Here is a 21,786-nt window from a genome sequence, read left to right on the forward strand (position 1 = left end):
GCCCTAGGGGGCATAGGCGCGCATGAAGCGGCGGGCGATCTCGCCCGCCATGGCTTCGAACTGGGCCTGGGTTTTTTCGGGCGGCAGGCACAGAAGCGCCCGCAGCTGGCTCTGCCCCATCACCATGCCGGAGAAAATCTCGGCCGCCTGGTCAAAGTCATCGACCGCCAGACGGCCGAGGCGGGTTTCTGTCCTGAGGAAATCGGCCAGTTGGCCGCGTGTCTGTCGGGGGCCGGCCTCGAAAACCTCATGGGCCACTTCGGGCATTCCCCCCGCGCCCTGGATGATCACCCTCATGATCGAATAGCCGTTGGGCGCGACAACGGTCTCCAGCATCGTGCGGGCGAAGGCCTCAAGGGTTTCGGTCGGGTTCTCGGCTGCGCCGGGATCGCGGAGCGGCGCGGTCAGCCGGTCGACGCGCCGCTCGATCAGGGCGCGGACCAGCTCGGCCTTGCAGCCATAATGGTTATAGACCGTCTGTTTGGAGACCCCGGCGCGGCGGGCGATCTCTTCCATCGGGGCCGACAGGCCGCGCTGGCCGATCACCTCGACGGCGGCGTCCAGAATGGCCTCGGTCTTGGCGACGTCGATCTGTCCGGGGATCCTGGGCATCAGTGGGCGTCCGAGGGGGGCGGGGCGGCGCCGGCGGCCGGCTTGGCCAGCAGTGAAATACCGGCGGCGATGAAGCAGCCGATGGCCAGCAGGGTGAAGCTGTCGCCGAAGGCCAGAACGGTGGCCTGCTGCTGCATCATGCCGGAAAAGGCCTTGCGCGCCGCGCCATCGGGATCGGAGACGCCCAGCTGGGCCATGCGCGCCGCCAGACCCGCCATCATGCCCTGGGCCTCCACATTGCCGGTCTGCAGCCTGGAGGTCATGTCGTTGTAGTAGAGGGCCGTCTGCTGGGTGATGCTGGTGGCCAGCAGGGCCAGGCCCATGGCGCCGCCGGTGTTGCGCGAGAGGTTCACAAGGCCCGAGGCGTTCTTGATCATGTGCGGCGGCAAGGTGCTCATCGTGATCTGCTGGGTGGCGATCATCGCGATCATGACGCCGACGCCGCGGCAAGCCTGAACCCCCGCGAATTCCCAGAAACCCCAGTCCTTGGTCACGCCGTGGGCCATGTACATGCCCCAGCCGGCCAGAATAAAGCCGATGAACATCGGCAGGCGCGGGTCGGTCTTGCGCACCAGCCGGCCGGCGATCGGCCCGGTGATGAACATCGACAGGCCCGAAATCACCATGGTGGTGCCGACTTCAGATGCCGAATAGTGCCGCACCCGGCCCAGGAACTGCGGCAGCAGGAAGGTGCCGCCAAACAGGCTGGCGCCCGAAACGGCCGTCATCAGCAAGCCGATCGAGAAGTTGCGGTTCGAAAAGGCCCGCAGCTCGACGATCGGGTTTTTGTAGGTCAGGGACCGCCAGACAAAGACCACGCCGGTGACCGCGGCCAGCACGGCCAGGCCCAGGATGATGTCGTCCTGGAACCAGCTGTTCTTGGCGCCTTCCTCGAGCACGAACTGCAGGCTCATCAGGAAGGTGGCCATGACGGCCAGGCCCAGCCAGTCGAAGCCCTTGGACAGGCTGGGGTCGCCCTTGTCGAACTGGCCCCAGCGGGCCACGCCGAACAGCACGATCAGGCCGGTGGGCACATTGATGAAGAACAGCCAGCGCCAGCTGAGCCACTCGGTCAGATGTCCGCCCAGGGTTGGACCCACCGTCGGGGCCAAGGTGACGATCAGGCCCATGATGACGCTGGCGGTGATCCGGCGCTCGGGCGGGAAGGCCGTAAAGGCCACGGCGAACACCGTTGGGATCATGGCCCCGCCGATAAACCCCTGCAGGGCCCGGGTGATGATCATCATGTCGATCGACGAGGACAGGCCCGTCAGCACGCTCATGATGATGAAGCCCGTGCACGAGGCCAGATAGACCTTCTGCGTGCCCCACAGGCGCGACAGATAGCCCGACAGCGGGATCATCACGACTTCGGGGATCAGATAGGCGGTCTGGATCCAGCTGACCTGATCGGCGCTGGCGCCGACCCCGGCCTGGATCTGGGGCAGCGAGGCCGCGACGATCTGGATGTCGAGAATGGCCATGAACTGGCCGATGACCATGGCTCCGAAGCCGAGGAACAGCTTGGTCCAGTCGGCCTGGCTCAGGGTCTTTGCGGGAGCCGCCGGAGCAGCGATGGCGGCGTCGGTCATGGCCGGCGCCTAGCGCGCGGCGCCCTGGCGGGCGACCTGGGTCGGCGCCTGACCGGCCTCGGCGAACGACGCTCCCGAGCGGTCGCGCACGTCGACCTTGACCTCGACCGACAGGCCCGGCCGCAGGGCGGCGCCCAGCTTGGAGGTGTCGACCACGATCTTGACCGGCAGGCGCTGGGTGATCTTGGTGAAATTGCCCACCGCGTTTTCGACCGGGATCAGGGCGAACTCCTGGCCGGTGGCGGGGGCGAAGCTGTCGACCTTGCCGCGAATGGTTTCCTTGCCGAAGGCGTCGGCCTTGATCTCGACGGCCTGGCCGACGCGAAGGCGCGAGACCTGGGTCTCCTTGAAATTGGCGACGATATAGCTCTGACCCAGCGGCACGACCGACATCAGCGCAACGCCCGGCTGGACCAGCTGGCCGGGACGCACCGAGCGGGCGCCGACCACGCCGGCGACCGGCGTGCGCAGCACGGTGCGGTCCAGGTCCAGCCTGGCCTGCTCGACGGCCGCGTGGGCGGCGGCGGCCTGGGCCAGGGTCTGGGCCTTGGCCGAGCCCAGCGACTGGGCGGCGCGGCGTTCGGCTTCAAGAGCGGCCTGTGCGCTGGCCACGGCGGCTTCCGACTGGCTGGCTCCGGCGCGGGTGGTCTGGACCTTCTGCTGCGAGACCCAGCCCTGGTGGGCCAGGCTGTCATAGCGGTCGAGGTCGGCCTTGGCGCGGCTGGAATCGGCCTGGGCGCTGGAGACGCCGGCCGCCTTCTGGGCGATCAGGGCCTGTTCCAGCGAGGCCTTGTCATCCACCGCGCGGACGGCGGCGTCCAGGGCCTGGGCGTTGGCGATGGCCTGGTCCAGCCGGGCCTGGAAGGTGGAGGGATCGATGCGCGCCACCACCTGGCCCACCTCGACCCGCTGGTTGTCGGCGACCAGGATCTCGGTGATCGCGCCAGAGACCTGCGGGCTGATCTGCACGGTGTCGGCCTGGACGAAGGCGTTGTCGGTGGCCTCGAAGCGCTGCTTGTCGATGTACCAGAACACCCCGCCGACCAGGATCGCTGCGGCGGCGACGCCGCCGACGACCATGGGAACGAGCTTCTTGTTTTGCGGCGCGGCCATGACCCAACCCTGACGATCTCAACAGTCCGATCCGCCCGATAGAAGGGTCCAGGGCGCTCGGCAAGTGATAAATGGACGCATTCGTCCAAAAATCAACACCTGCGAGGTCCTAAAGAGTCTCGTCTCGCGGTCGGTCAGGCTGCGCGAGCGGTCGAACGGGGGCCGCCAAGAATGGCGAAAGCCAACAAAAGCTCGTGCACAACCTTGAAGTTAGACATTTCAGAGTTCCCGGCGCCTGGCCTGAGGAAATTCTCGGCCTTTGCAAGGTTAACAAAGCGATAGGGCGGTTTCCTGATCGGTTTCATCCAGTGTAATCGGGTCGGAAATCGATCTCCGAGAGCGGAATATGAGCGGATTTGAACCTGTTGCGACGTTTTGACGCGATCCTCTATACCTGAGTGATCGAGCGAATAGACAAATCCGTCGTTGGATCAATTTTGATTATTGATCGCGTCGCGCGTCGACCAGTAACGGCGCCGTGAACTGCGCCGTGTGACATCCGGTCGCAATTTCGTCTTGTACTAGAATCAATACAGACTAAAAGCCGTCCCCCACTGCAACCATGCTTGGGGGAGCGCGTATCTCCCAAGCGGTCCAAGTTCGCCGCGCTCGTTACGCCCGCGCCAAAGGATGCGCCCATGAACGTTCAACCGCCTCTGGAACACTCGCCCCTGGGCATGTTTCGACCCGTCCTGTGGCTCGCCGCTGCGGCGTTCGCCGCCGGCTTTGGCGGCTACATGATCCTCGGCCTGCGCGCCATCAACGGCTAGGGTCTTACCCTGGTTTCAGGTCGAGACCCCGGTCGAGCCGAACCCGCCGGCGCCCCGGTCCGTGGCGTCCAGGTCATCGACCTCAACCAGCGTCCATTGCGGCGCGGCGGCAATGATCCCCTGAGCGATGCGATCGCCCCGGCGGATCGTGAAGTCTTCCTCGCCCAGATTGATCAGCAGCACGCAGACCTGGCCGCGATAGTCGCTGTCGACGGTGCCCGGCGCATTGGTCACCGTGACGCCGTTCTTGAACGCCAGGCCCGAGCGCGGGCGAACCTGCATTTCGTAACCATCGGGGATCGCCACCGAAAAGCCGGTGGGCGCCATGCAGCGCGCGCCGGGCTTCAGCACAATGGGCTCGTCTTCCGGCACATGGGCCCGCAGGTCGAAGCCCGCCGCGCCGGCTGTGGCATAGGTCGGGACGGGCAGGTCAGGATTGCCGTCCCAGCGCTTGAAGCGGATCGTTTGAGCGGTCATGTGGGCGGTTCCTGATGGTCGAGCCCGGGGGCTTTAGCTGATTTGGCCCAGCCGGGACCAGAGCGCCGGGACCCAGAGTTTAGGCCAGGGCTCCGGCGATGCGGAGGGCGATGGCGCGGGCCACCTCGTCCTTGGGCGCGCGATCCCAGCGCTCGGTCCCGCCCTGGGTGACCAGCAGCACCGCGTTTTCGTCGCCGCCCATTACACCAGGCTCGGTGACATCATTGGCGATGATCCAGTCGCAGCCCTTGCGCGACAGCTTTGCGCGAGCGTGCATCTCGACATCGTTGGTCTCGGCCGCGAAGCCGACCACCAGACGCGGCCGATTGGGACCTGTGGCCGAGACCGTGGCCAGGATGTCCGGGTTCTCGACGAAGGTCAGGGCCGGCGGCCCGCCCTTTTCCTTCTTGAGCTTGGTCCCGAACGCCTCGTCGACGCGCCAATCGGCGACGGCGGCGACGAAGACGCCCACATCGGCGGGCAGCGCCGCCTGGCTGGCGGCCAGCATCTGGCGGGCGGTTTCGACATCCACGCGCCTGACGCCCGGAGGCGTCGGCAGGAACACAGGGCCGGCGATCAGGGTGACCTCGGCGCCCAGGCGCGCCAGGGCTTCGGCGATGGCGAAGCCCTGCCGGCCGCTGGAGCGGTTGGTGATGCCGCGCACCGGGTCGATCGGCTCGAAGGTCGGACCGGCCGTGACCAGCGCCCGCTTGCCCGCCAGCGGCCGGTCACTCGAGCCTTCGAGACGATCCATGATCGCCGCGAAGATCGCCTCCGGCTCGGCCAGACGGCCGGGACCGAACTCGCCGCAGGCCATGGCGCCGTCGTCGGGGCCGACAAAGCTCACGCCGTCGGACTTCAGCGTGGCGATGTTGCGCTGGGTGGCGGGGTGCAGCCACATCCGCACGTTCATGGCCGGGGCCATCAGCACCGGCTTGTCGGTGGCCAGCAGGGTAGTCGAGGCCAGGTCGCCGGCCAGGCCATGGGCGGCCTTGGCGATCAGGTCGGCGGTCGCGGGCGCCACCACCACCAGATCGGCCGAGCGCGAGAGCTGGATATGGCCCATCTCGGCCTCGTCGGTCAGCGAGAACAGCTCGTCATAGACCTTGTCCTCGGCCAGCGAGCCCAGCGACAGCGGCGTGACGAACTGCGCGCCCGCCTTGGTCAGGATCGGCCGCACGGCGACGCCGGCCTTGCGCAGCAGGCGCGTGAGCTCCAGCGCCTTGTAGGCCGCGATGCCGCCGCCGACGATCAAAAGAACCCGTTTGTCGCTCACCGCCGGCCGTCTCCGCTTCGTGTTCAGGCCCCTTATGGCCCATGCGCGGCGATCCGACAAAGGACAAGCTCGTGACGGACTCGACTCGCGTTCCGCTTTCGTTCATTAATCGGTCAGGTTGAACCTGTGGGGCAATGAGATCATGAGGTTGAAGAGCTTTCCCATCACCGCGACCGCGCTTCTGGCGACCGGCGCGCTTTTCCTGACCGCCTGCGACGGCGGCGCGACGGCCGTGCCCGCCTCCAAGGCTGGCGAGCGCAGGGTTTCGGCGGAGGCGACGGACACGCCCGCCTCGTCCGGCACAGCGTCATCGCGACGCGACGACCCGCGTGATGCGCCGGTCCGCCTGATCGCCGGCAAGCCGTTCTGGGCGGCCAACCGCACCCGCACCGCCGAGGAAAACGCCGAGCGCGCCTTCGAGCGCAATGGCGAGGCCTTCGGCGCGGTCACGGTCGACGACTATGTCGAGGCGGCCCACCGGTTCGTCGCCGACCCGCCCAAGGGCGTCGAGACGCTGAAGCGGGCCAATGGTGACACCCTGATCTACGACCCCCGCGGCAATGTCTTCGCGGTGGTGTCGAAGGAAGGCGCGCCGCGGGCCCTGTTCAAGCCCGATGACGGGGCCGCCTACTGGGATGTGCAGAAAGCCCGCGAAAGCCGCCGCGCGACGGCGGCCCGGGAGCGCGGTCAGGCCGACAGCGTCTGATCAGCCCAGGGCCAGGGCGCCGGCCGCGAAGGCCAGGATCGCCACGACGGCGCCTGCCACGAACCAGGCCAGCGAATGTGATCCGGGAGCCGCCGCCACCGCCACCGGGACCGGCGGCGCTTCGGCCAGCCGCGCCAGGGCTCGCAGCGCCTTCAGAGCCTCGTCGGCGAAGTCGCGCACCTTGGCGGCCGGCGACAGCTCACGGGTGATCCAGCGGCGCACCACCGGATCGGCGGCGGCCCAGATGTCGTGGGCCGGGTCGATGCGGCGGGCCACGCCCTCGACCGTGACCATGGTCTTCTGCAGCAGAACCAGTTCGGGCCGCAGCGCCATCTCGAACAGGGCGGTGATCTCGAACAGCTGGGCCAGCAGCTTGCCCATCGACACCTCGCGGGCGTCGCGGCCGAAGATCGGCTCGCCCACGGCGCGCAGGGCCTGGGCGAAGGCGTCGACATCGTGGTGAGCCGGCACATAGCCGGCGTCGAAATGGATGCGAGCGATGCGGGCGTAGTCGCGGTTCAGGAAGCCGTACAGGATCTCGGCCAGATATTTCCGCTCGCCGGGGCCCAGGCGGCCGATGATGCCGTAGTCGACGGCGACCACCTTTGCGGGGGCGGCGACGAACAGATTGCCCTCGTGCAGGTCGGCGTGGAACAGGCCGTGGTCCAGGGCCTGGGCCAGGAAGCCGCGGGTGATGTTGTCGGCCAGGGCCTTGCGGTCCAGACCCGGCAGCTCCAGCGTCTGCGGATCCGACAGCGCCTCGCCGTCGGCCCAGGCCAGGGTCAGGACCCGCTTGCCGACCCCGTCCCAGACCACCGCCGGCGCGGTCATATAGGCGTCCCGGGCCATCACCTCGCCCAGCTCGGCGCAGCCGGCGGCCTCAAAGCGCAGGTCCATTTCCAGGTCCAGGGCCCGGATCACCACCTCGACGAAGTCGCGCGGCTTCAGGCGGCGGGCCTGCGGAACCAGACGCTCGGCCAGATCGGCGGCCAGGCGCAGAACGGCGCTGTCCTGGAACACCTGGCGCTCGATGCCGGGCCGCAGCACCTTTACGGCAACCTTGGTTCCGTCCAGCAGCCAGGCCGGATGGGCCTGGGCCAGGGACGCGGCGGCGACGGGCTCGTCCAGCCGCGAGAACAGGGTCTCGATCGGCCGGCCCAGATTGCGCTCGATCTCGTCGCGGGCCTGGCTGAGCGGGAAGGGCGGCAGGCGGTCCTTCAGACGCGACAGGTCGTCGGCGAAGGGCGTTCCGAAGATGTCGGCCCGGGTCGACAGGAACTGGCCCATCTTGATGGCGGCGGGGCCCAGGCACTCCAGGGCGCCGGCCAATCTCTGGCCCGGGCGTCCCAGCCGGGCGCGGGGACCCGACAACAGTCGCAGTGTCCGCGCCGCCAGCCGCGCCGGGGCCGGCAGGAGGGGGTCAAGCTCACGCGGGATCAGGGCGTCGGCCCGGATCAGCACCCAGCCCGCGCCGATCAGGCGCCAGAACGCGGACATCTGCCCCATGGACTAGACGGCCCAGCCCTGGTGCATCGCCGCGACGCCGCCGGTGAAATTGGCATAGGTGGCCCGTTTGAAACCGGCCTCCTGCATCATCGCCAGGAAGGCGCGCTGGTCGGGGAAGCGGCGGATGCTCTCGACCAGATACTGATAGGCCTCGCGGTCCTTGGCGACCCACTCGCCGACCTGCGGAATGACCTTGAAGCTGTAGGCGTCATAGGCCTTGGCCAGAAACTCGGTGGCCGGGCGCGAGAATTCCAGACAGATGAACCGGCCGCCCGGCTTCAGCACGCGGCGCGCCTCGCGCAGGGCCGCGTCGATGTCGGTGACATTGCGGATGCCGAACGAGATCACATAGGCGTCGGCATAGGCGTCGGGCAGGGGCAGGCGCTGGGCGTCGCCGACGGTCCAGGTGATTTCCGGCTCGCCGCCCTTCTCGATGCCGGCGGCGATCATCTCGGCATTGTAGTCGATGATGTTGATCATCGCGTCGGGACCGCCCCGGCGCTCCTGCGCCCGACGCGCCATCTTGGCGAAGCGGCGGGCCATGTCGCCGGTGCCGCCAGCGCAGTCGATGATGACTTCACCCGGCTGCGGGTTGAGGCGCGCGGCGACGGCGTCCTTCCACAGACGGTGCACGCCCCCGCTCATCAGGTCGTTCATCAGGTCGTAGTTCTTGGCGACGCGGTCGAAGACCCCACGCACCAGGCCGGCCTTCACCGAAGGATCGACGTCCTTGAAACCGAATGTGGCGGCAGGCTTGCTCATGACGTCTATCGACCAGGCTCTCTATATGCTGGATCGCTCTTAGACCGCTCCCTGCGTCGCGTCATCCTCTTGAGGCCGCCCTTGCCCGAATTGCCCGAAGTCGAGACCGTCCGGCGCGGCCTTGAACCCACCTTGAGCGGTGCGCGCCTGAGCCGCGTGCGCGCCAACCGGCCCGACCTGCGCTTTCCCCTGCCCGACGGGTTCGTCCAGCGGCTGACGGGCGCGAAGATCCTGCGCCTGGACCGCCGCGCCAAATATCTGCTGGCCCCGCTGGACCGCGGCGACACCCTGGTGATGCACTTGGGCATGACCGGGCGCTTCGAGATCGCCGCCCCTGAAGGAACCATTCGCCCCGGCGACTTCGCCCGCGAGGTCAAACCCGACGACAAGCATGCTCACGTCATCTTCGAGACGGAGGCGGGGGCGGTGGTCACCTATCACGACCCCCGGCGCTTCGGGTTCATGGACCTGATCGCCACCGACCAGGTCGACCGCCATCCATGGTTCGCGACCATGGGCCCCGAGCCCCTGGGCGAGGGCTTCACCCCCCAGACCCTGATCAAGGCCTTCGCCGGCCGCAAGCAGGGCCCCAAGACCCTGCTGCTGGACCAGAAGACCGTCGCGGGCCTGGGCAATATCTATGTGTGCGAGGCCCTGCACCGGGCCGGCATCTCGCCGTTCAAGCCCTCGGGGATGATCGCCGGCAAGCGGCTGGGGCCCCTGACCACCATCATCAAGGAGGTCCTGGCCGAGGCTGTCGAGGTGGGCGGCTCCACCCTGAAAGACTTCGCCGCCGCCGACGGGGCGCTGGGCTATTTCCAGCACCGCTTCCGGGTCTACGACCGCGAGGGCGAGGCTTGTCCGACGCCAGGGTGCAAGGGCGTGATCGCGCGCGAGGTCCAGGCGGGGCGGTCGACGTTCTTTTGTCCGGTGTGTCAGGTTTGAGGGGGGAAGGTGCGCAAACCTCCGACCCGTGCGGTCCAGACAAGACGAGCATGGTTTGAGAATACGGTCGTTTTCACGATCATCGCCGCCGCAGCCATGGTCTTGGGTCTGCTGCAGGGCTTACCGGTCCTTGCCCTCTCGGGCGGGGCCGCTACGGCCTGCGGGAGCGTCGCCTCAATTCTCCATCACCGGCTTGGCGAGGGTCCGTTCAGAAGCCGCGCCGCGCGCGCACGGCGTATTCGCTCCGAATTGGCGACGTGGACAATAGCGCCCTCAATGGCCGTGGCCGCTCTGGCCATGGCCAATCCCCAGGCCATGCCAAGGACGGCGTCCATCATCGGCCTTGAAACGACGCGTGTAGCCGGCAAACCGGCTGAGATCCGGTCGGAAACCCGTCGCGTCATCATGCCTGACGGTCAGAGCTACTATTACTGGTGCGGGTCAGAGAGCCGCCCTCGACGCGGCTGCCCAGCCCTCACTAGATGGGAGGCTCTACCGCGATGGCCCGAGCCCAAACATATCGAGATGCAGGCTATTGGATCCAGCATCTACGCCCTGACCATGGACGGAAAGGTCATTGTCGACTCTGAGACCGACCACGAAGATCCGCTGTTGAAAGCACTTCTTACCTTCGCCGCTCTTGGCTTAGGGGGTGCTTCCGTCGTCGCAATCCGGCGTCGCCTCCGTGATTTGGCGGGACTGAAACAGCCTCCGAAGCGTCGCCTCCACGTGACTGTTGGCCCGTCAGACCCTGACCAGGGCGAACAAACCTAACCCCGACAAGCGGACGCCCCGCGTCCCGCTCATCCTTAAATCTCTTGGAGACCTTTCCACTCCGGCGATCGTCTCGCCGTGAGATTCAAGGAGGGCTCCCTTCGGCGCGAAGGGGGGCGGGGTGCTCGACGTTCTTCCGTCCGGTGTGTCAGGTTTGAAGGGGGGGCGTGGCCCCTTCCATATCCCAAAGGCCTTCTCGAAGGCTTGGAGCGGGCGGAGTTGATCCCGGCCTGCAACCCTTGGAACGCGGGTGTCCACAGCCACCAAGCTTGCTAGGCTTCATCCATGAACGCCTCTGACCAGATCAGAACGATCGATGAGCCGCTGGTGCGGGCGCTGGTGGATGGCCAGTTTCCCCGGTGGTCGGATCTGGCGCTGAGACGCACGCTTTCAGCCGGAACGGATAATGCCATTTTTCGCCTCGGCGAGAGTATGGCCGTCCGTCTGCCGATGCGGGAGAGCGCAGCACCGCAGGCGGAGCGCGAGCAGCGGTGGCTGCCAATACTGGCCCCTGCCTTGCCGCTTGAAATCCCGACGCCTGTCGCGGCGGGAAGGCCAGCCGAGGATTATCCATGGGCTTGGTCGGTGTGTCCTTGGATGGCCGGGGTGGACGCAGCCGCCGCGCCGCCGCTGGACCTCACTCAGGCCGGGCGCGACCTAGGGGAGTTCATTGCGGCCCTCGGTCGGATCGACGCCTCGGGTGGTCCGGCGGCAGGCCGGGCCAACAAGGGACGCGGCCTTCCGCTAGCCCTCCTGAATGAGCGGGTTCGGGCTGATATTGCCGCGCTGGGGGCCGAGATCAACGGAGCGGCCGTCTTGGAGGCTTGGGAAGAAGCGGTGGCCGCGCCGGCGCACAGGGGTCAAGGGACCTGGATCCACGGCGACCTGCATCCGAGCAACCTGCTGGTGCGCGATGGGCGGATCGCCGGCATTCTGGATTTTGGACTTCTCGGGGTCGGTGACCCAGCCTGCGACCTCTTCGTGGCCTGGAGCTACCTCGATGCCCCGGCGCGCCGAGTGTTTCAACAGGCCGCGGGGGTAGGCAAAGCGGCTTGGCTTCGTGGGCGGGGGTGGGCGATCTTCAGCGCGGTCATCGCTTTGGCGTTCTATCTTCGCAGCAATCCGACCCTCTGCGCCATGAGCCGGCGGACATTGGCCGAGGTCTTGAGCTAGACGCAGGGCGATCGTCTCGCCGTGAGATCTAAGGATGGCTCCCTTCCGCGCGAAGGCGGGGGCGGGGCGGTCGCGGACATTGCCGCGAGGCGCAGTCCAACCTTAAGGTTGGGTCATGGCCGCGCCTGGACCCTCATCGTTCGATCACGCCGCGTGCGATCAGGCGACGCTTGATTTCTACGCTGATGAGGCTCCCGTTTACGCGGCCAGCGGACCTCGTGGCGCAAGCCGGTCCCTGGCCGCCTTTCTTCAGGGGCTCGCGCCAGGAGCCCGCATTCTGGAACTGGGTTGTGGCGCCGGTCGAGACAGCGAAGCCATGCTGGCTCGCGGTTTCCAGCTCGACGCGACAGACGGCGTTCCGGAGATCGCCCGCAAAGCTGAAGAGCGGACAGGTCGCCCGGTTCGCGTGATGCGCTTCGATGAACTCGACGCGGTGGAGGAGTATGACGGCGTCTGGGCCCATGCCAGCCTGCTGCACGTGCCTCGCGCCGCACTTCCAGGCGTTCTGTCGCTTGTGTTTCGCGCCCTCAAGCCGGGCGGCCTCCACTTCGCCAGCTTCAAAGGCGGCGGCCGTGAAGGGCGTGACGTCTTGGGCCGCTACTTCAACTATCTCTCGGCTGATGAAGTCAGAGCCGCCTACAGGCGCTCGGCCGCGTGGGACATTGAGGCCATCACGGAGGAGCTGGGCGGCGGCTATGAGGGTGGCCAGGGTCCATGGGTCGCGATCACGGCACGCAAACCGATCTAGTCGCCGCCCCTCTCTATATCTCACCGTCATTCCCGCCCTTGTGGCGGGAACCCCTCTATCCACCGCAGGTGCGGGAGAGGCGGGGTGCGCGCGCACCCCGCTGGCACTTCACGTGTCAGTTGAGGCGGGGGTTCCCGCCACAAGGGCGGGAATGACGGGAGGTTTGGGTGTGATCAAACTGGGCTGAGGTCCAGGGCTCCCTTCGGCACCCGGCCGCCCGCCGGATAGCCCAGATAGGCCCGGCTGAGCCGCACCAGCTCGTCCTCGAACTCTGGGCTCAGCAGGAAGTCGGCGCCCTCCAGAACCGCGGCCCGCATGGCGCCCTGCACCGCGCGGCTGAGCACGAAGGCCTGGACGGGTGTCAGAGGTCGGCCCTTCGCGTCGGTCAGGCCGGTTTCCGCCGCCGCGAACCGCGAGGCCAGTTCGCCGTGGTCGGCCGTGGCCAACAGGCTGGACATGGCGATCCGCCGCGCCCGGCTGCGGCCGGCGAAGGCCTGGACGAAGGCCCGGATCATCGCCCGATCTCGCGCCAGGCCGGGCGTCCCGCCCTCGACCACCGCCACTACCGCGCGCCGGTGCGCCTCGGTCTCGCGTTGGGCCAGGGCCTGCAGGATCGCCTGCTTGTCGGGGAAGTAGCGATAGAGGGCGCCGATGCTGACGCCGGCGCGCTGGGCCACCGCATTGGTGTTGAAGCCGGCCTCGCCGGTCGTCTCCAGAACCTGAGTTGCGGCCTCCAGAATATAGTCCACGGTCGTCTGGGCGCGCTGCTGGCGGGGTGTTTTGCGAGCCTTTTCAACGGCTGTCATTCAGGAACCCTCCGGATCGGCGCCGCCCTGGAAGTCGAGTAACAGGGCCTGCCCCGACGCCCTAGCCTTGCCGCCGGCAACCCTGCGGGAGAACAGCATGACATGGGCCACGGATCGATTGAACGCCCTGAAGGCGGGAGACGCCACCCCGCCGCCGATCGTTCAGACCCTGAAGCTGGGCCTGATCGACGACTGGGGCGAAGGCTGGGTGCGCAAGTCCTGGCGCCCGAGCCCGGAGCTGGCCACCGCCGACGGCTCGCTGTTCGGCGGCTATCTGGCGGCGCTGGCTGATCAGGTTCTGGCGTTTGCGGCCATGACGGTGGTTCCGCATGACCGCCTTTTCCGGACCGTGAACCTGCAGATGAACTTCCTGAGGGTGGGGCGCAGCCATCCCCTGACCCTGGAGGCCCGCGTCGTGGCCCAGACCCGGCAGCTGATCACCGCCCGCGCCGAGTTTCGCCGGCAGGACGGCGTGGTGATCGCCGACGCCACCGCCCAGCAGATCCTGATGGCCTTCGACCATTGGCCGGCGGAGCAGGCGGCGATAGAGGCTTTGGGCGGGCGGTCGATGTCTGGCTGAGCGACGCCAGGGTCCTGGTCCCGGCTTCAAACCGCAAGATCGGTCGAGCGCGGGGCGGTCTCGGGCGGCAAGCTGGGATCACCACGACGGATGAGGATGATGACGGCGGCGCTCGATCACTACCATGCCCGGATGCAGAGGGTGCTGGATCATATCGACCGGCATCTGGACGGCGATCTGGACCTGGACGCAATGAGCAGCGTCGCGGCGTTTTCCAAGTTCCATTTCCACAGGCAGTTCAAGGCGACCTTCGGGCTGTCCCTGCATCGCTATGTCCAGCTGGCGCGGATGCGTCAGGCCTCCAAGCGGCTGGCGGACGGACAGGGGCCAAGCGTGACGGATATCGCCCTGGACGCCGGCTACGAGACGCCCGACGCCTTCGCCCGCGCCTTCCGGCAGAGGTTTGCGCAGTCGCCGTCGCGTTTCCGGAAATCGCCTGACTGGGAGCCGTGGCTTGCGGCCTTCGGGCCGCTCAACTCAGCCAGGAGCAGGATCATGCAGCCGACTTTCACACCCGATCAGGTGATCCTCCGCGAGGTGGCGCCGACCCGTGTGGCCATCTTCGAGCATCGGGGCGATCCCGAGACCCTCGACGTCACCATCCAGAAATTCATCGCCTGGCGCAAAGCCGCCGGGATGTCGCCCAAGACCCATCCGGTCTTCAATATCTGGCACACTGAGCGGCGGCCGGCGAACCCCGCCGACTATCGCATGGAGCTGTGCGTCGGCATCGATGCGGACCAGTTTATCGATCCCGCCGACGAGACGGTCAGGGCAGGCGAGATTCCGGGCGGTCGCTGCGCGGTGCTCAGGGTGACCGGCGACACCCACAATCTGGAGCCCGCCGCGCTCTATCTCTACCGCGACTGGCTGCCGGCCAGCGGCGAGGAGATGCGCGACTTCCCCCTCTACTGCCAGCGCTTCTTCCTGGACGCGCCGGAGCAGGGCACGGCGGCGGAGCTGCATCTGCCGTTGGCATAGCGCTGCGGTGGCGGAGTTTGGTAGGCCCCGTCACTCCACCGGATGCGCCAGGCCCATCGCCTCGGTCGGGGCTTCATCCGGGTCGTTCTCGGGGACGATCTCGGTCGGCTCCTCCTGCCGCGCCAGGTCGCGAGCTCCGACGCCGCCGCCCTGCTGGATGTTGTGGTTCGCCTCGGGGGTGGTCGGATCGTAGATGTCGTCGCGCTCGGCCATGGGGCTTCTCCTGATGCTGGGGGATCAACGGTCCGGCGACCGGGGTGTTCCTCCGGTTCACCGATGCGCGAGCTTTGCCGTGCGGGGCTCCCCTTCCGCGCGACGCGCTCTATAAAAGCCGCGCATCACAAGGAGCGTCGCGCGTGGCCTACCAGACCCTGATCGTCGAAACCGCACCGGAGGGCGCCGCCGGCGTCGTGCTGATCCGGCTCAACCGGCCCGAGGCGCTGAACGCCCTGAACGCCCAGCTGCTGGGCGAGCTGGCCGTGGCCCTGGGCGAGGCCCAGGCCGACGACAGCGTCGGCTGCATCGTGCTGACCGGCTCGGCCAAGGCCTTCGCCGCCGGGGCCGACATCAAGGAGATGTCGGACAAGTCCTATGCCGAAATGTTCAAGGCCGACTTCTTCACCGCCGGCGCGCGGGCCATCGAGCAGTGCCGCAAGCCGATCATCGCCGCCGTGTCGGGCTACGCCCTGGGCGGCGGTTGCGAGCTGGCGATGATGTGCGACTTCATCATCGCCGCCGACACCGCCAAGTTCGGCCAGCCCGAGATCAATCTGGGCGTCGCGCCCGGCATCGGCGGCACCCAGCGCCTGACCCGCTTCGTGGGCAAGTCCAAGGCCATGGACATGATCCTGACTGGCCGGATGATGGGGGCCGAGGAAGCCGAGCGCTCGGGCCTGGTGTCGCGGATCTTCCCGGCCGAGATGCTGCTGGCCGAGGTTCTGGCCATCGCCGGCAAGATCGCCGGCCAGTCGCCCCTGGCTGTGGCCATGAACAAGGAGCTGGTCCTGGCCGCCTATGAAACGACCCTGACCACCGGCGTGGCGCTGGAGCGGCGGCTGTTCCACTCGCTGTTCGCCTTCGAGGACCAGAAGGAAGGGATGGCGGCCTTCGTCGAGAAACGTAAACCGGTGTTTAAGGGGCGCTGAGACGGGGGCGCGACCGCTCGTCGCACCCTGCGGGGATTCCGCCTCGACAGCCGTTGACCGATCTCGCCGCTTCCCGTATATCCGCGCGCTCAAGATTTTCCCTGCTTCGCGGCTGTTCCGCGCGGCTGTCCGTTTCGAGGTCCAATTTCCATGGCCAACAATCCCGGCGCCAAGAAGGCGATCCGCAAGATCGCCCGTCGCACCGAGGTGAACACCGCTCGCCGTTCGCGCGTGCGCACGTTCCTTCGCAAGTTCGAAGACGCCCTGGTGGCCGGCGACGTCGCCGTCGCCAAGGCTGCCTTTATCGAGGCTCAGTCGGAACTGATGCGCGCCGTTTCCAAGGGCGTGGTTCATCCGAACACGGGTTCGCGCAAGGTGTCGCGCCTGGCCGCTCGCCTGAAGAAGCTGGACACGGCCGCAGCCTAGTCCAGATACTGGACGAACCTAGTTCGTCCAGGAAATTCAAGTCTTTACAGGAGCCGGTTGGAGCAATCCAACCGGCTTTTGCTTTGCGTTCAACTGCACACTTTATTGAAATAACAGCGTCCGAAAATTGCTGGACTTAACTATTCCCTTGCCAGGCGAGGGGCTCTCGCGAGTCAACAGAAATATCCGATCCCGGACGCAAGTTTTCCGTTTGACCAGCAGGGTCGGCTGGCTAGTTTAGGGGCCTCAGCGCTCTTCCAGTCCTTGGAAAAAACGGCGGCGGCAGAACCTATGCGTTCTGCTGACTAAGCCCCCGTGCGCGTTGAGAAAACCGGTCGTTCGCTTTGGGGGGCGTGCGGCAGGCTTGCGGGCGGTTTTTGTACGAGGCGGTGGACGAATGACGATCAAGGGTGGGGTGGCGAGCCAGGACTTTTCGGCTGCGATTCCAGCGGTTGCCTGTGAGCCGGCCGGTGGCGTCTGGCACAAGGTCTGCGTGGCGCTGAAGCGCGAGCTGGGCGATGCGGCCTTCGGGTCGTGGATTGCGCCGGCTCTGCTGCGCGAAGGTCCGTCGGGCGATGTGGTTCTGGTCACCCCGACCGGGATCGCTCGCGACTGGATCCGCCGCAGCGCCTGGCGTCGCATCGGCGAGCTGTGGACGGCCAATGATCCCATGGCGCGTCGCATCGACCTGAAGTCGCGTCTGGAATTCGAAGCCTCGGCCGGCGCCTATGTCGACGCCGCCAAGGCCGAGCCGATCGAGATCGTGCTGCCCGTCTCCACCGACGCCCCCAGCCTGGCCCCGGTCTCGACCGGCAAGCCCTCGCGCACCCAGGGTCTGCAGGAACGCTTCACCTTCGAGACCTTCGTCCCGGGTCCCGCCAATGAATTCGCCCACGCCGTGGCGCGCCGGGTGGCGAGCTGGGCCGACGGCCACTTCAACCCCGTCCTGTTCCACGGCCCCTATGGCTTTGGCAAAACCCACCTGCTCAACGCCCTGGCCTGGGAGGCCATGCGTCAGGCCCCGACCAAGCGCGTGGTCTATCTGACCGCCGAGCGCTTCCTGTCGACCTTCGTGCGCGCCGTGATGGATCGCCAGACGGCCGCCTTCAAGGAAGAGCTGCGCGCCGCCGACCTGCTGATCATCGACGATGTGCATTTCATCGCCGGCAAGCAGTCCACGCAAGAAGAGCTGTTCCACACCCTGACCGCCCTGGTCGAGGAAGGCCGCCGCGTCGTGTTCTCGTCGGACCGTCCGCCCTCGGCCATGACCGAGATGGACGCCCACCTGCGCTCGCACCTTTCGGCGGGCCTGGTCTGCGGCCTGGAGCCGGCCGACCGCTCGCTGCGGATGGGCATTCTGGAGCGCAAGATCCAGACCCTGTCGGCCGCCCATGGCTCGGATCCGACCATGCGCCCGGACGTGCTGCAGTTCCTGGCCGACCGCTTCACCGACAGCGTCCGCGAGCTGGAAGGCGCGCTCAACACCCTGTCGGCCCGGGCCGGCGAGGGCCTGTCGCGCCTGACGCTCGACGAGGTGCAGGCCATCCTGCGCCCGCACCTGCGGACGGGCGAGAAGCGCATCACCATCGACGACATCCAGAAGGCCACGGCCGACCACTACGGCATGAAACAGGCCGATCTGCTGAGCGAGCGCCGCAACCGCGCCATCGCGCGTCCGCGTCAGGCCGCCATGTGGCTGGCCAAGCAACTGACCACCCGCTCGCTGCCCGATATCGGTCGCCGGTTCGGCGGTCGCGACCACACTACCGTCCTGCACGCCGTGCGCCGCATCGAGGCCCTGCGCGTTGATGACAGCGCCCTGAACCACGACCTGGAGGTCCTGACGCGCAAGCTGCGTGGCTAGGTCGCCCCGGTAGAAGACACCGGTTTCCGTTACGTCAGGCTTGAGATTGAGAAGGGGCCGTCCGATTGGGCGGCCCTTTTTTCGTTCCGGACAGTCATCCCGGCCAAGCTAAGCCGGCCGCGCTCTGCGCAGGGTCAGATTGATCCGCCCGCCATCCGGGACCAGGCTGGACGAGCCGGCCAGGATCCGGTCCACGCCGTGGAAGGCCAGCCGCGCCGGGCCTGACAGCCGGCAGACGTCGCCCGAGCTCAGTTTCAGGCTGCGGGTGGGGTCCTTGCGCGAGGTCCCGCCGATCCGGAACACCGCCGTGTCGCCCAGCGAGATCGACAGCACTGGAAAGCCCGGATCGGCCTCATCGCGGTCCTGGTGCAGCCCCATGCGGGCCTCGCCGCGATAGAGGTTGATCAGGCCCGAGTCCGGCGGGGTGTCCGGGTCGCCCAGCTCTGTCCAGAGATCCAGCAGGGCCTGGGGCATGGCCGGCCAGGGCCGACCGGTTGCCGGATGCCTGTCGGCATAGCGATAGCCGCTCGCGTCACTGGTCCAGCCCAGAGGGCCGAAACTTGTCATGCCGACGCTCATCGCCTTTCCATAGGCCGTGGCGTAGTGGGCGAAGGGCGCGGCTTGGGCCGCCTCGAACACGGCGGCGACCCGCTCCGCCTGGGCCTGTGGCGACAGCAGGCCGGGCCAGAGGTCAAAGCCCGGAACGACGGAGAGCGGCTGGATCATTACGGATATTTAACGCGCCGGAACCGGAGGGAAGGTGTTGGTTCGCGCCTTCGGCCGTTTTGGTCGAGCAAATTTTGCAGTTCAGGGCCGTTCATGCGTCGTCTTCTGTCTTCTGCGGCCGTCGCCGCGCTTCTTCTTGCCGCGACCAGCGTCCCGGGCGCCGCCCTCGCCGCCAGCCAGACCCCCGGCGCGACCGCCCAGACCGTCACCACCCAGCTGCCGCGCGCCGTGGTCCCCACGCACTATGACGTGGCCTTCACCCCCGACGCCGCCAACCTGACCTTCACCGGTTCGGTGCAGATCACCGTCGACGTGCTGGAGCCGACCCGCACCATCGTGCTGCAGGCCCATGAACTGACCTTCTCCAAGGCCCACATCAAGGGTTCGGGCAAGGGCGCCGGCGCGGCCACCATCGCGGTGGATGACAAGGCCCAGACGGCCAGCTTCACCTTCGCCAAGCCGGTGGCCAAGGGCCGCCATGTGCTGTCGATCGACTATGCGGGCAAGATCAACACCCAGGCCAACGGCCTGTTCGCCCTCGACTACCAGACCGACGCCGGCGACAAGCGCGCGATCTACACCCAGTTCGAGGCCGCCGACGCCCGCCGGTTCATCCCCTCGTGGGACGAGCCCTTCCACAAGGCCACCTTCAAGCTGACGGCCACCGTGCCGACCGGCCAGATGGCGATCAGCAACATGCCCGTCGAGAAGACGGTCGATGTCGGCGGCGGCAAGAGCCGGGTGACCTTCGCTGCCTCGCCCAAGATGTCGACCTATCTGCTGTTCTTCGGCCTGGGCGAGTTCGAGCGCGCCACGACCACGGCCGCCGGCGCCGAGATCGGCGTGATCACCAAGCGCGGCGACCTGGCCAAGGCCCAGTTCGCCCTCAAGTCGGCCGGTCCGATCCTGGAGTGGTACAACGACTATTTCGGCGTCGACTATCCGCTGTCCAAGCTCGACCACATCGCCGCACCCGGCCAGAGCCAGTTCTTCGGCGCCATGGAGAACTGGGGCGCGATCTTCTATTTCGAATATGCCCTGCTGCTGGATCCGGCCCTGTCGACCCAGGAGGACCGCGAAGGCGTCTACACCACCCTCGCGCACGAGACCGCTCACCAGTGGTTCGGCAATCTGGTCACCATGGCCTGGTGGGACGACCTGTGGCTGAACGAGGGCTTCGCCACCTGGCTCGAGGGCCGCACGACCGAGAAGTTCTTCCCCGAGTGGAACAGCGCCCTTAACGCCATCGGCGGCCGCGAATACGCCATGAGCCTGGACGCCCTGGCCACGACCCACCCGGTGGTCCAGCCGATGAAGACCGTCGAGGAAGCCAGCGAGGCCTTCGACGGCATCACCTACCAGAAGGGTCAGGCCGTGATCGGCATGCTGGAGGCCTATGCCGGCCCCGACGCCTGGCGTGACGGGGTGCGCAGCTACATCAAGGCCAACACCTATGGCAGCACCGTCACCGACGATCTGTGGGGCGCGGTCGAAACCTCGGCCGGCAAGCCGATCAAGGCCATCGCCCGCGACTTTACCCGTCAGCCCGGCGTGCCGCTGATCACCGTCTCGGGCGGCGGCTGTGTCGATGGCGCATCGCAACTCACCCTGACCCAGGGCGAGTTCACCAAGGACCGTCCGGGCAAGACCGCGCTGCGCTGGAGCGTGCCGGTGGCCGCCCGCGCCGTCTCGGGCGGCGCGCCGGTTCAGACCCTGGTCGAGAGCGGATCGGCCAGCGTCGCCGTGCCGGGCTGCGGCCCGGTGATCGTCAATGCCGGCCAGGCGGGCTATTTCCGCACCCTCTACACGCCGGACCTGTTCAAGGGCCTGGCCGCGAACTTCGCCAGCCTGCCGCCGATCGATCAGCTGGGCCTGCTCAGCGACGTCTATGCCCTGGGCCTGGCGGGTCTGCAGCCGGCCACCGACGCCCTGGACCTGGCCATCGCCGCGCCGATCGCCGCCGATCCGAAGATCTGGGGCCGCATCGTCGCCATCTACGGCGGTGTCGACAGCTATTATGACGGCATGCCCGCCGAGCAGGCGGCGTTCCGCAAGGTCGCCCTGGCGCGCCTTTCGCCGCTGCTGGACCGCGTCGGCTGGACCGCCAAGGTGGGCGAGAGCGGTCCCGAGGCCACCCTGCGCGGCGATGTGATCGCCGTACTAGGCCGCCTGGGTGACCCGGCGGTCGTGGCCGAGGCCAAGCGTCGCTACGCCGCCGACAAGACCGACCCGGCCGCTGTCCCCGGTCCGCTGCGCAAGACCATCCTGGGCATCGTCGCCGCCCAGGCTGACGCCGCCGGCTGGGAGGCCATGCGCGCCCAGGCCAAGGCCGAGACCAACGCCCTGTTGCGCACCGAGCTCTACACCCTGCTGGGCGCGGCGCGGGATCCGGCCCTGGCCAAGCGGGCGCTGGACCTGGCCATGACCGACGAGCCGGGCGCGACCACCTCGCCCAGCATCATCAGCCGGGTCGCCGGCGCCCATCCGAACCTGGCCTTCGACTTCGCGGTCGCCAACAAGGCCGCCGTGGAGGCCAAGGTCGATACGTCGGGTCGCTCCGGCTATCTGGCGTCGCTGGGCGGCCGCTCGGCGGACCCGGCCATGCTGACCAAGCTGGACGCGCTCACGGCGTCGGACCCCAGCCTGGCGCGCGAGGTCGAAAAGGCCAAGGCGGCGGTGTCCTATCGCCTGTCCGTGCGCGAGGGTCAGCTGCCGGCCATCACCGCCTGGGTGAAAAAGATCGGCGGCTGAACGCCGCGCCTTTGCTGAGTTGACGATGGCCGCGCCGGCATGGCGCGGCCATT

At 67.6% G+C, this 21,786-nt stretch carries 21 protein-coding genes; 11 read left to right on the top strand and 10 right to left on the bottom strand.

Annotated elements, in window-relative coordinates; all coding sequences use genetic code 11:
- Positions 1–3 precede the first annotated feature (3 nt).
- Genes ACW17Z_RS11305 through ACW17Z_RS11315 form a run of 3 tightly spaced genes read right to left on the bottom strand, consistent with a single transcriptional unit; the run spans position 4 to position 3,317 of the window.
- Entirely contained in the window at positions 4–612 is a 609-nt protein-coding gene (locus tag ACW17Z_RS11305; protein ID WP_492056072.1) for a TetR/AcrR family transcriptional regulator, read from the bottom strand.
- Complete coding sequence (locus tag ACW17Z_RS11310) at positions 612–2,204, bottom strand: DHA2 family efflux MFS transporter permease subunit (RefSeq protein ID WP_492056073.1); 1,593 nt, start codon at positions 2,202–2,204, stop codon at positions 612–614. The genes ACW17Z_RS11305 and ACW17Z_RS11310 overlap by 1 nt, the downstream gene beginning before the upstream one ends.
- Positions 2,205–2,213: 9 nt before the next feature.
- Positions 2,214–3,317, bottom strand: coding sequence for an HlyD family secretion protein (locus ACW17Z_RS11315; protein WP_492056074.1), 1,104 nt, complete (start codon positions 3,315–3,317; stop codon positions 2,214–2,216).
- Positions 3,318–3,955: 638 nt separating this feature from the next.
- Here ACW17Z_RS11315 and ACW17Z_RS11320 point away from each other — a divergent pair.
- Complete coding sequence (locus ACW17Z_RS11320) at positions 3,956–4,087, top strand: hypothetical protein (protein WP_419319290.1); 132 nt, start codon at positions 3,956–3,958, stop codon at positions 4,085–4,087.
- A gap of 15 nt (positions 4,088–4,102) precedes the next feature.
- On the opposite strand, the gene dut is transcribed toward ACW17Z_RS11320, so the two are convergent.
- Both dut and coaBC read right to left on the bottom strand, forming a co-directional pair.
- Positions 4,103–4,564, bottom strand: a complete 462-nt coding sequence (dut, locus tag ACW17Z_RS11325; protein WP_492056075.1) for a dUTP diphosphatase — start codon at positions 4,562–4,564, stop codon at positions 4,103–4,105.
- 79 nt (positions 4,565–4,643) lie between these two features.
- Entirely contained in the window at positions 4,644–5,840 is a 1,197-nt protein-coding gene (coaBC, locus tag ACW17Z_RS11330) for a bifunctional phosphopantothenoylcysteine decarboxylase/phosphopantothenate--cysteine ligase CoaBC (RefSeq protein WP_492056076.1), read from the bottom strand.
- A gap of 142 nt (positions 5,841–5,982) precedes the next feature.
- Here coaBC and ACW17Z_RS11335 point away from each other — a divergent pair, with 142 nt between their 5' ends.
- On the top strand, positions 5,983–6,546 hold the full coding sequence (locus tag ACW17Z_RS11335) for a hypothetical protein (RefSeq protein ID WP_492056077.1): 564 nt from the start codon (positions 5,983–5,985) through the stop codon (positions 6,544–6,546).
- Here the strand turns inward: ACW17Z_RS11335 and ubiB are convergent, their stop codons facing one another.
- Both ubiB and ACW17Z_RS11345 read right to left on the bottom strand, forming a co-directional pair.
- The gene (ubiB, locus tag ACW17Z_RS11340; protein WP_492056078.1) at positions 6,547–8,052 is read right to left on the bottom strand and encodes a 2-polyprenylphenol 6-hydroxylase; all 1,506 of its coding nucleotides are present in this window, start codon (positions 8,050–8,052) and stop codon (positions 6,547–6,549) included. It lies immediately after the preceding gene.
- Between the two features lie 3 nt (positions 8,053–8,055).
- Entirely contained in the window at positions 8,056–8,814 is a 759-nt protein-coding gene (locus ACW17Z_RS11345; protein ID WP_492056079.1) for a class I SAM-dependent methyltransferase, read from the bottom strand.
- A gap of 81 nt (positions 8,815–8,895) precedes the next feature.
- On the opposite strand from ACW17Z_RS11345, the gene mutM reads away from it, so the two are divergent.
- From mutM to ACW17Z_RS11360, 3 genes are all read left to right on the top strand, one after another.
- The gene (gene mutM, locus ACW17Z_RS11350) at positions 8,896–9,759 is read left to right on the top strand and encodes a bifunctional DNA-formamidopyrimidine glycosylase/DNA-(apurinic or apyrimidinic site) lyase (RefSeq protein ID WP_492056080.1); all 864 of its coding nucleotides are present in this window, start codon (positions 8,896–8,898) and stop codon (positions 9,757–9,759) included.
- Between the two features lie 1,059 nt (positions 9,760–10,818).
- Positions 10,819–11,706 (top strand): aminoglycoside phosphotransferase family protein, encoded by an 888-nt coding sequence (locus tag ACW17Z_RS11355; protein ID WP_492056081.1) that lies wholly within the window; start codon positions 10,819–10,821, stop codon positions 11,704–11,706.
- Between the two features lie 115 nt (positions 11,707–11,821).
- Positions 11,822–12,454 (top strand): class I SAM-dependent methyltransferase, encoded by a 633-nt coding sequence (locus tag ACW17Z_RS11360; protein WP_492056082.1) that lies wholly within the window; start codon positions 11,822–11,824, stop codon positions 12,452–12,454.
- A 173-nt stretch (positions 12,455–12,627) separates the two neighbouring features.
- Here the strand turns inward: ACW17Z_RS11360 and ACW17Z_RS11365 are convergent, their stop codons facing one another.
- Complete coding sequence (locus ACW17Z_RS11365; RefSeq protein ID WP_492056083.1) at positions 12,628–13,260, bottom strand: TetR/AcrR family transcriptional regulator; 633 nt, start codon at positions 13,258–13,260, stop codon at positions 12,628–12,630.
- Positions 13,261–13,357: 97 nt separating this feature from the next.
- Here ACW17Z_RS11365 and ACW17Z_RS11370 point away from each other — a divergent pair, with 97 nt between their 5' ends.
- Entirely contained in the window at positions 13,358–13,840 is a 483-nt protein-coding gene (locus ACW17Z_RS11370) for a PaaI family thioesterase (RefSeq protein ID WP_492056084.1), read from the top strand.
- 99 nt (positions 13,841–13,939) lie between these two features.
- The gene (locus ACW17Z_RS11375; RefSeq protein ID WP_492056085.1) at positions 13,940–14,821 is read left to right on the top strand and encodes an AraC family transcriptional regulator; all 882 of its coding nucleotides are present in this window, start codon (positions 13,940–13,942) and stop codon (positions 14,819–14,821) included.
- Positions 14,822–14,851: 30 nt separating this feature from the next.
- On the opposite strand, the gene ACW17Z_RS11380 is transcribed toward ACW17Z_RS11375, so the two are convergent.
- Positions 14,852–15,034 (bottom strand): hypothetical protein, encoded by a 183-nt coding sequence (locus tag ACW17Z_RS11380; RefSeq protein ID WP_419319278.1) that lies wholly within the window; start codon positions 15,032–15,034, stop codon positions 14,852–14,854.
- A 143-nt stretch (positions 15,035–15,177) separates the two neighbouring features.
- Between ACW17Z_RS11380 and ACW17Z_RS11385 the strand changes: the two genes are divergently transcribed.
- The 3 genes from ACW17Z_RS11385 to dnaA all read left to right on the top strand — a co-directional run bounded on the left by ACW17Z_RS11385 (position 15,178) and on the right by dnaA (position 18,256).
- Complete coding sequence (locus ACW17Z_RS11385) at positions 15,178–15,966, top strand: enoyl-CoA hydratase (RefSeq protein WP_492056086.1); 789 nt, start codon at positions 15,178–15,180, stop codon at positions 15,964–15,966.
- A 150-nt stretch (positions 15,967–16,116) separates the two neighbouring features.
- Positions 16,117–16,392: a 30S ribosomal protein S20 gene (gene rpsT, locus ACW17Z_RS11390; protein ID WP_419253544.1), complete on the top strand. Its 276-nt coding sequence runs from the start codon at positions 16,117–16,119 to the stop codon at positions 16,390–16,392.
- Between the two features lie 397 nt (positions 16,393–16,789).
- Positions 16,790–18,256: a chromosomal replication initiator protein DnaA gene (dnaA, locus tag ACW17Z_RS11395; protein ID WP_419319276.1), complete on the top strand. Its 1,467-nt coding sequence runs from the start codon at positions 16,790–16,792 to the stop codon at positions 18,254–18,256.
- Between the two features lie 108 nt (positions 18,257–18,364).
- Here the strand turns inward: dnaA and ACW17Z_RS11400 are convergent, their stop codons facing one another.
- Positions 18,365–18,982: an alpha-ketoglutarate-dependent dioxygenase AlkB gene (locus tag ACW17Z_RS11400; protein WP_492056087.1), complete on the bottom strand. Its 618-nt coding sequence runs from the start codon at positions 18,980–18,982 to the stop codon at positions 18,365–18,367.
- Positions 18,983–19,075: 93 nt separating this feature from the next.
- Here ACW17Z_RS11400 and ACW17Z_RS11405 point away from each other — a divergent pair, with 93 nt between their 5' ends.
- Positions 19,076–21,733: a M1 family metallopeptidase gene (locus ACW17Z_RS11405; protein WP_492056089.1), complete on the top strand. Its 2,658-nt coding sequence runs from the start codon at positions 19,076–19,078 to the stop codon at positions 21,731–21,733.
- Positions 21,734–21,786: the final 53 nt, after the last annotated feature.

It is taken from the genome of Caulobacter sp. GSs2 (genome assembly GCF_058680895.1).

Bases quoted from the DNA above. Each gene is read 5' to 3' on its own strand.
- ACW17Z_RS11315 (WP_492056074.1), bottom strand. From the start codon at position 3,317: ATGGCCGCGCCGCAAAACAAGAAGCTCGTTCCCATGGTCGTCGGCGGC.
- ACW17Z_RS11360 (WP_492056082.1), top strand. From the start codon at position 11,822: ATGGCCGCGCCTGGACCCTCATCGTTCGATCACGCCGCGTGCGATCAG.
- ACW17Z_RS11370 (WP_492056084.1), top strand. From the start codon at position 13,358: ATGACATGGGCCACGGATCGATTGAACGCCCTGAAGGCGGGAGACGCC.
- ACW17Z_RS11335 (WP_492056077.1), top strand. From the start codon at position 5,983: ATGAGGTTGAAGAGCTTTCCCATCACCGCGACCGCGCTTCTGGCGACC.
- ACW17Z_RS11310 (WP_492056073.1), bottom strand. From the start codon at position 2,204: ATGACCGACGCCGCCATCGCTGCTCCGGCGGCTCCCGCAAAGACCCTG.
- ACW17Z_RS11345 (WP_492056079.1), bottom strand. From the start codon at position 8,814: ATGAGCAAGCCTGCCGCCACATTCGGTTTCAAGGACGTCGATCCTTCG.
- rpsT (WP_419253544.1), top strand. From the start codon at position 16,117: ATGGCCAACAATCCCGGCGCCAAGAAGGCGATCCGCAAGATCGCCCGT.
- ubiB (WP_492056078.1), bottom strand. From the start codon at position 8,052: ATGGGGCAGATGTCCGCGTTCTGGCGCCTGATCGGCGCGGGCTGGGTG.
- ACW17Z_RS11355 (WP_492056081.1), top strand. From the start codon at position 10,819: ATGAACGCCTCTGACCAGATCAGAACGATCGATGAGCCGCTGGTGCGG.
- ACW17Z_RS11320 (WP_419319290.1), top strand. From the start codon at position 3,956: ATGAACGTTCAACCGCCTCTGGAACACTCGCCCCTGGGCATGTTTCGA.
- ACW17Z_RS11380 (WP_419319278.1), bottom strand. From the start codon at position 15,034: ATGGCCGAGCGCGACGACATCTACGATCCGACCACCCCCGAGGCGAAC.
- ACW17Z_RS11305 (WP_492056072.1), bottom strand. From the start codon at position 612: ATGCCCAGGATCCCCGGACAGATCGACGTCGCCAAGACCGAGGCCATT.
- ACW17Z_RS11375 (WP_492056085.1), top strand. From the start codon at position 13,940: ATGACGGCGGCGCTCGATCACTACCATGCCCGGATGCAGAGGGTGCTG.
- ACW17Z_RS11400 (WP_492056087.1), bottom strand. From the start codon at position 18,982: ATGATCCAGCCGCTCTCCGTCGTTCCGGGCTTTGACCTCTGGCCCGGC.
- dnaA (WP_419319276.1), top strand. From the start codon at position 16,790: ATGACGATCAAGGGTGGGGTGGCGAGCCAGGACTTTTCGGCTGCGATT.
- ACW17Z_RS11365 (WP_492056083.1), bottom strand. From the start codon at position 13,260: ATGACAGCCGTTGAAAAGGCTCGCAAAACACCCCGCCAGCAGCGCGCC.
- ACW17Z_RS11405 (WP_492056089.1), top strand. From the start codon at position 19,076: ATGCGTCGTCTTCTGTCTTCTGCGGCCGTCGCCGCGCTTCTTCTTGCC.
- dut (WP_492056075.1), bottom strand. From the start codon at position 4,564: ATGACCGCTCAAACGATCCGCTTCAAGCGCTGGGACGGCAATCCTGAC.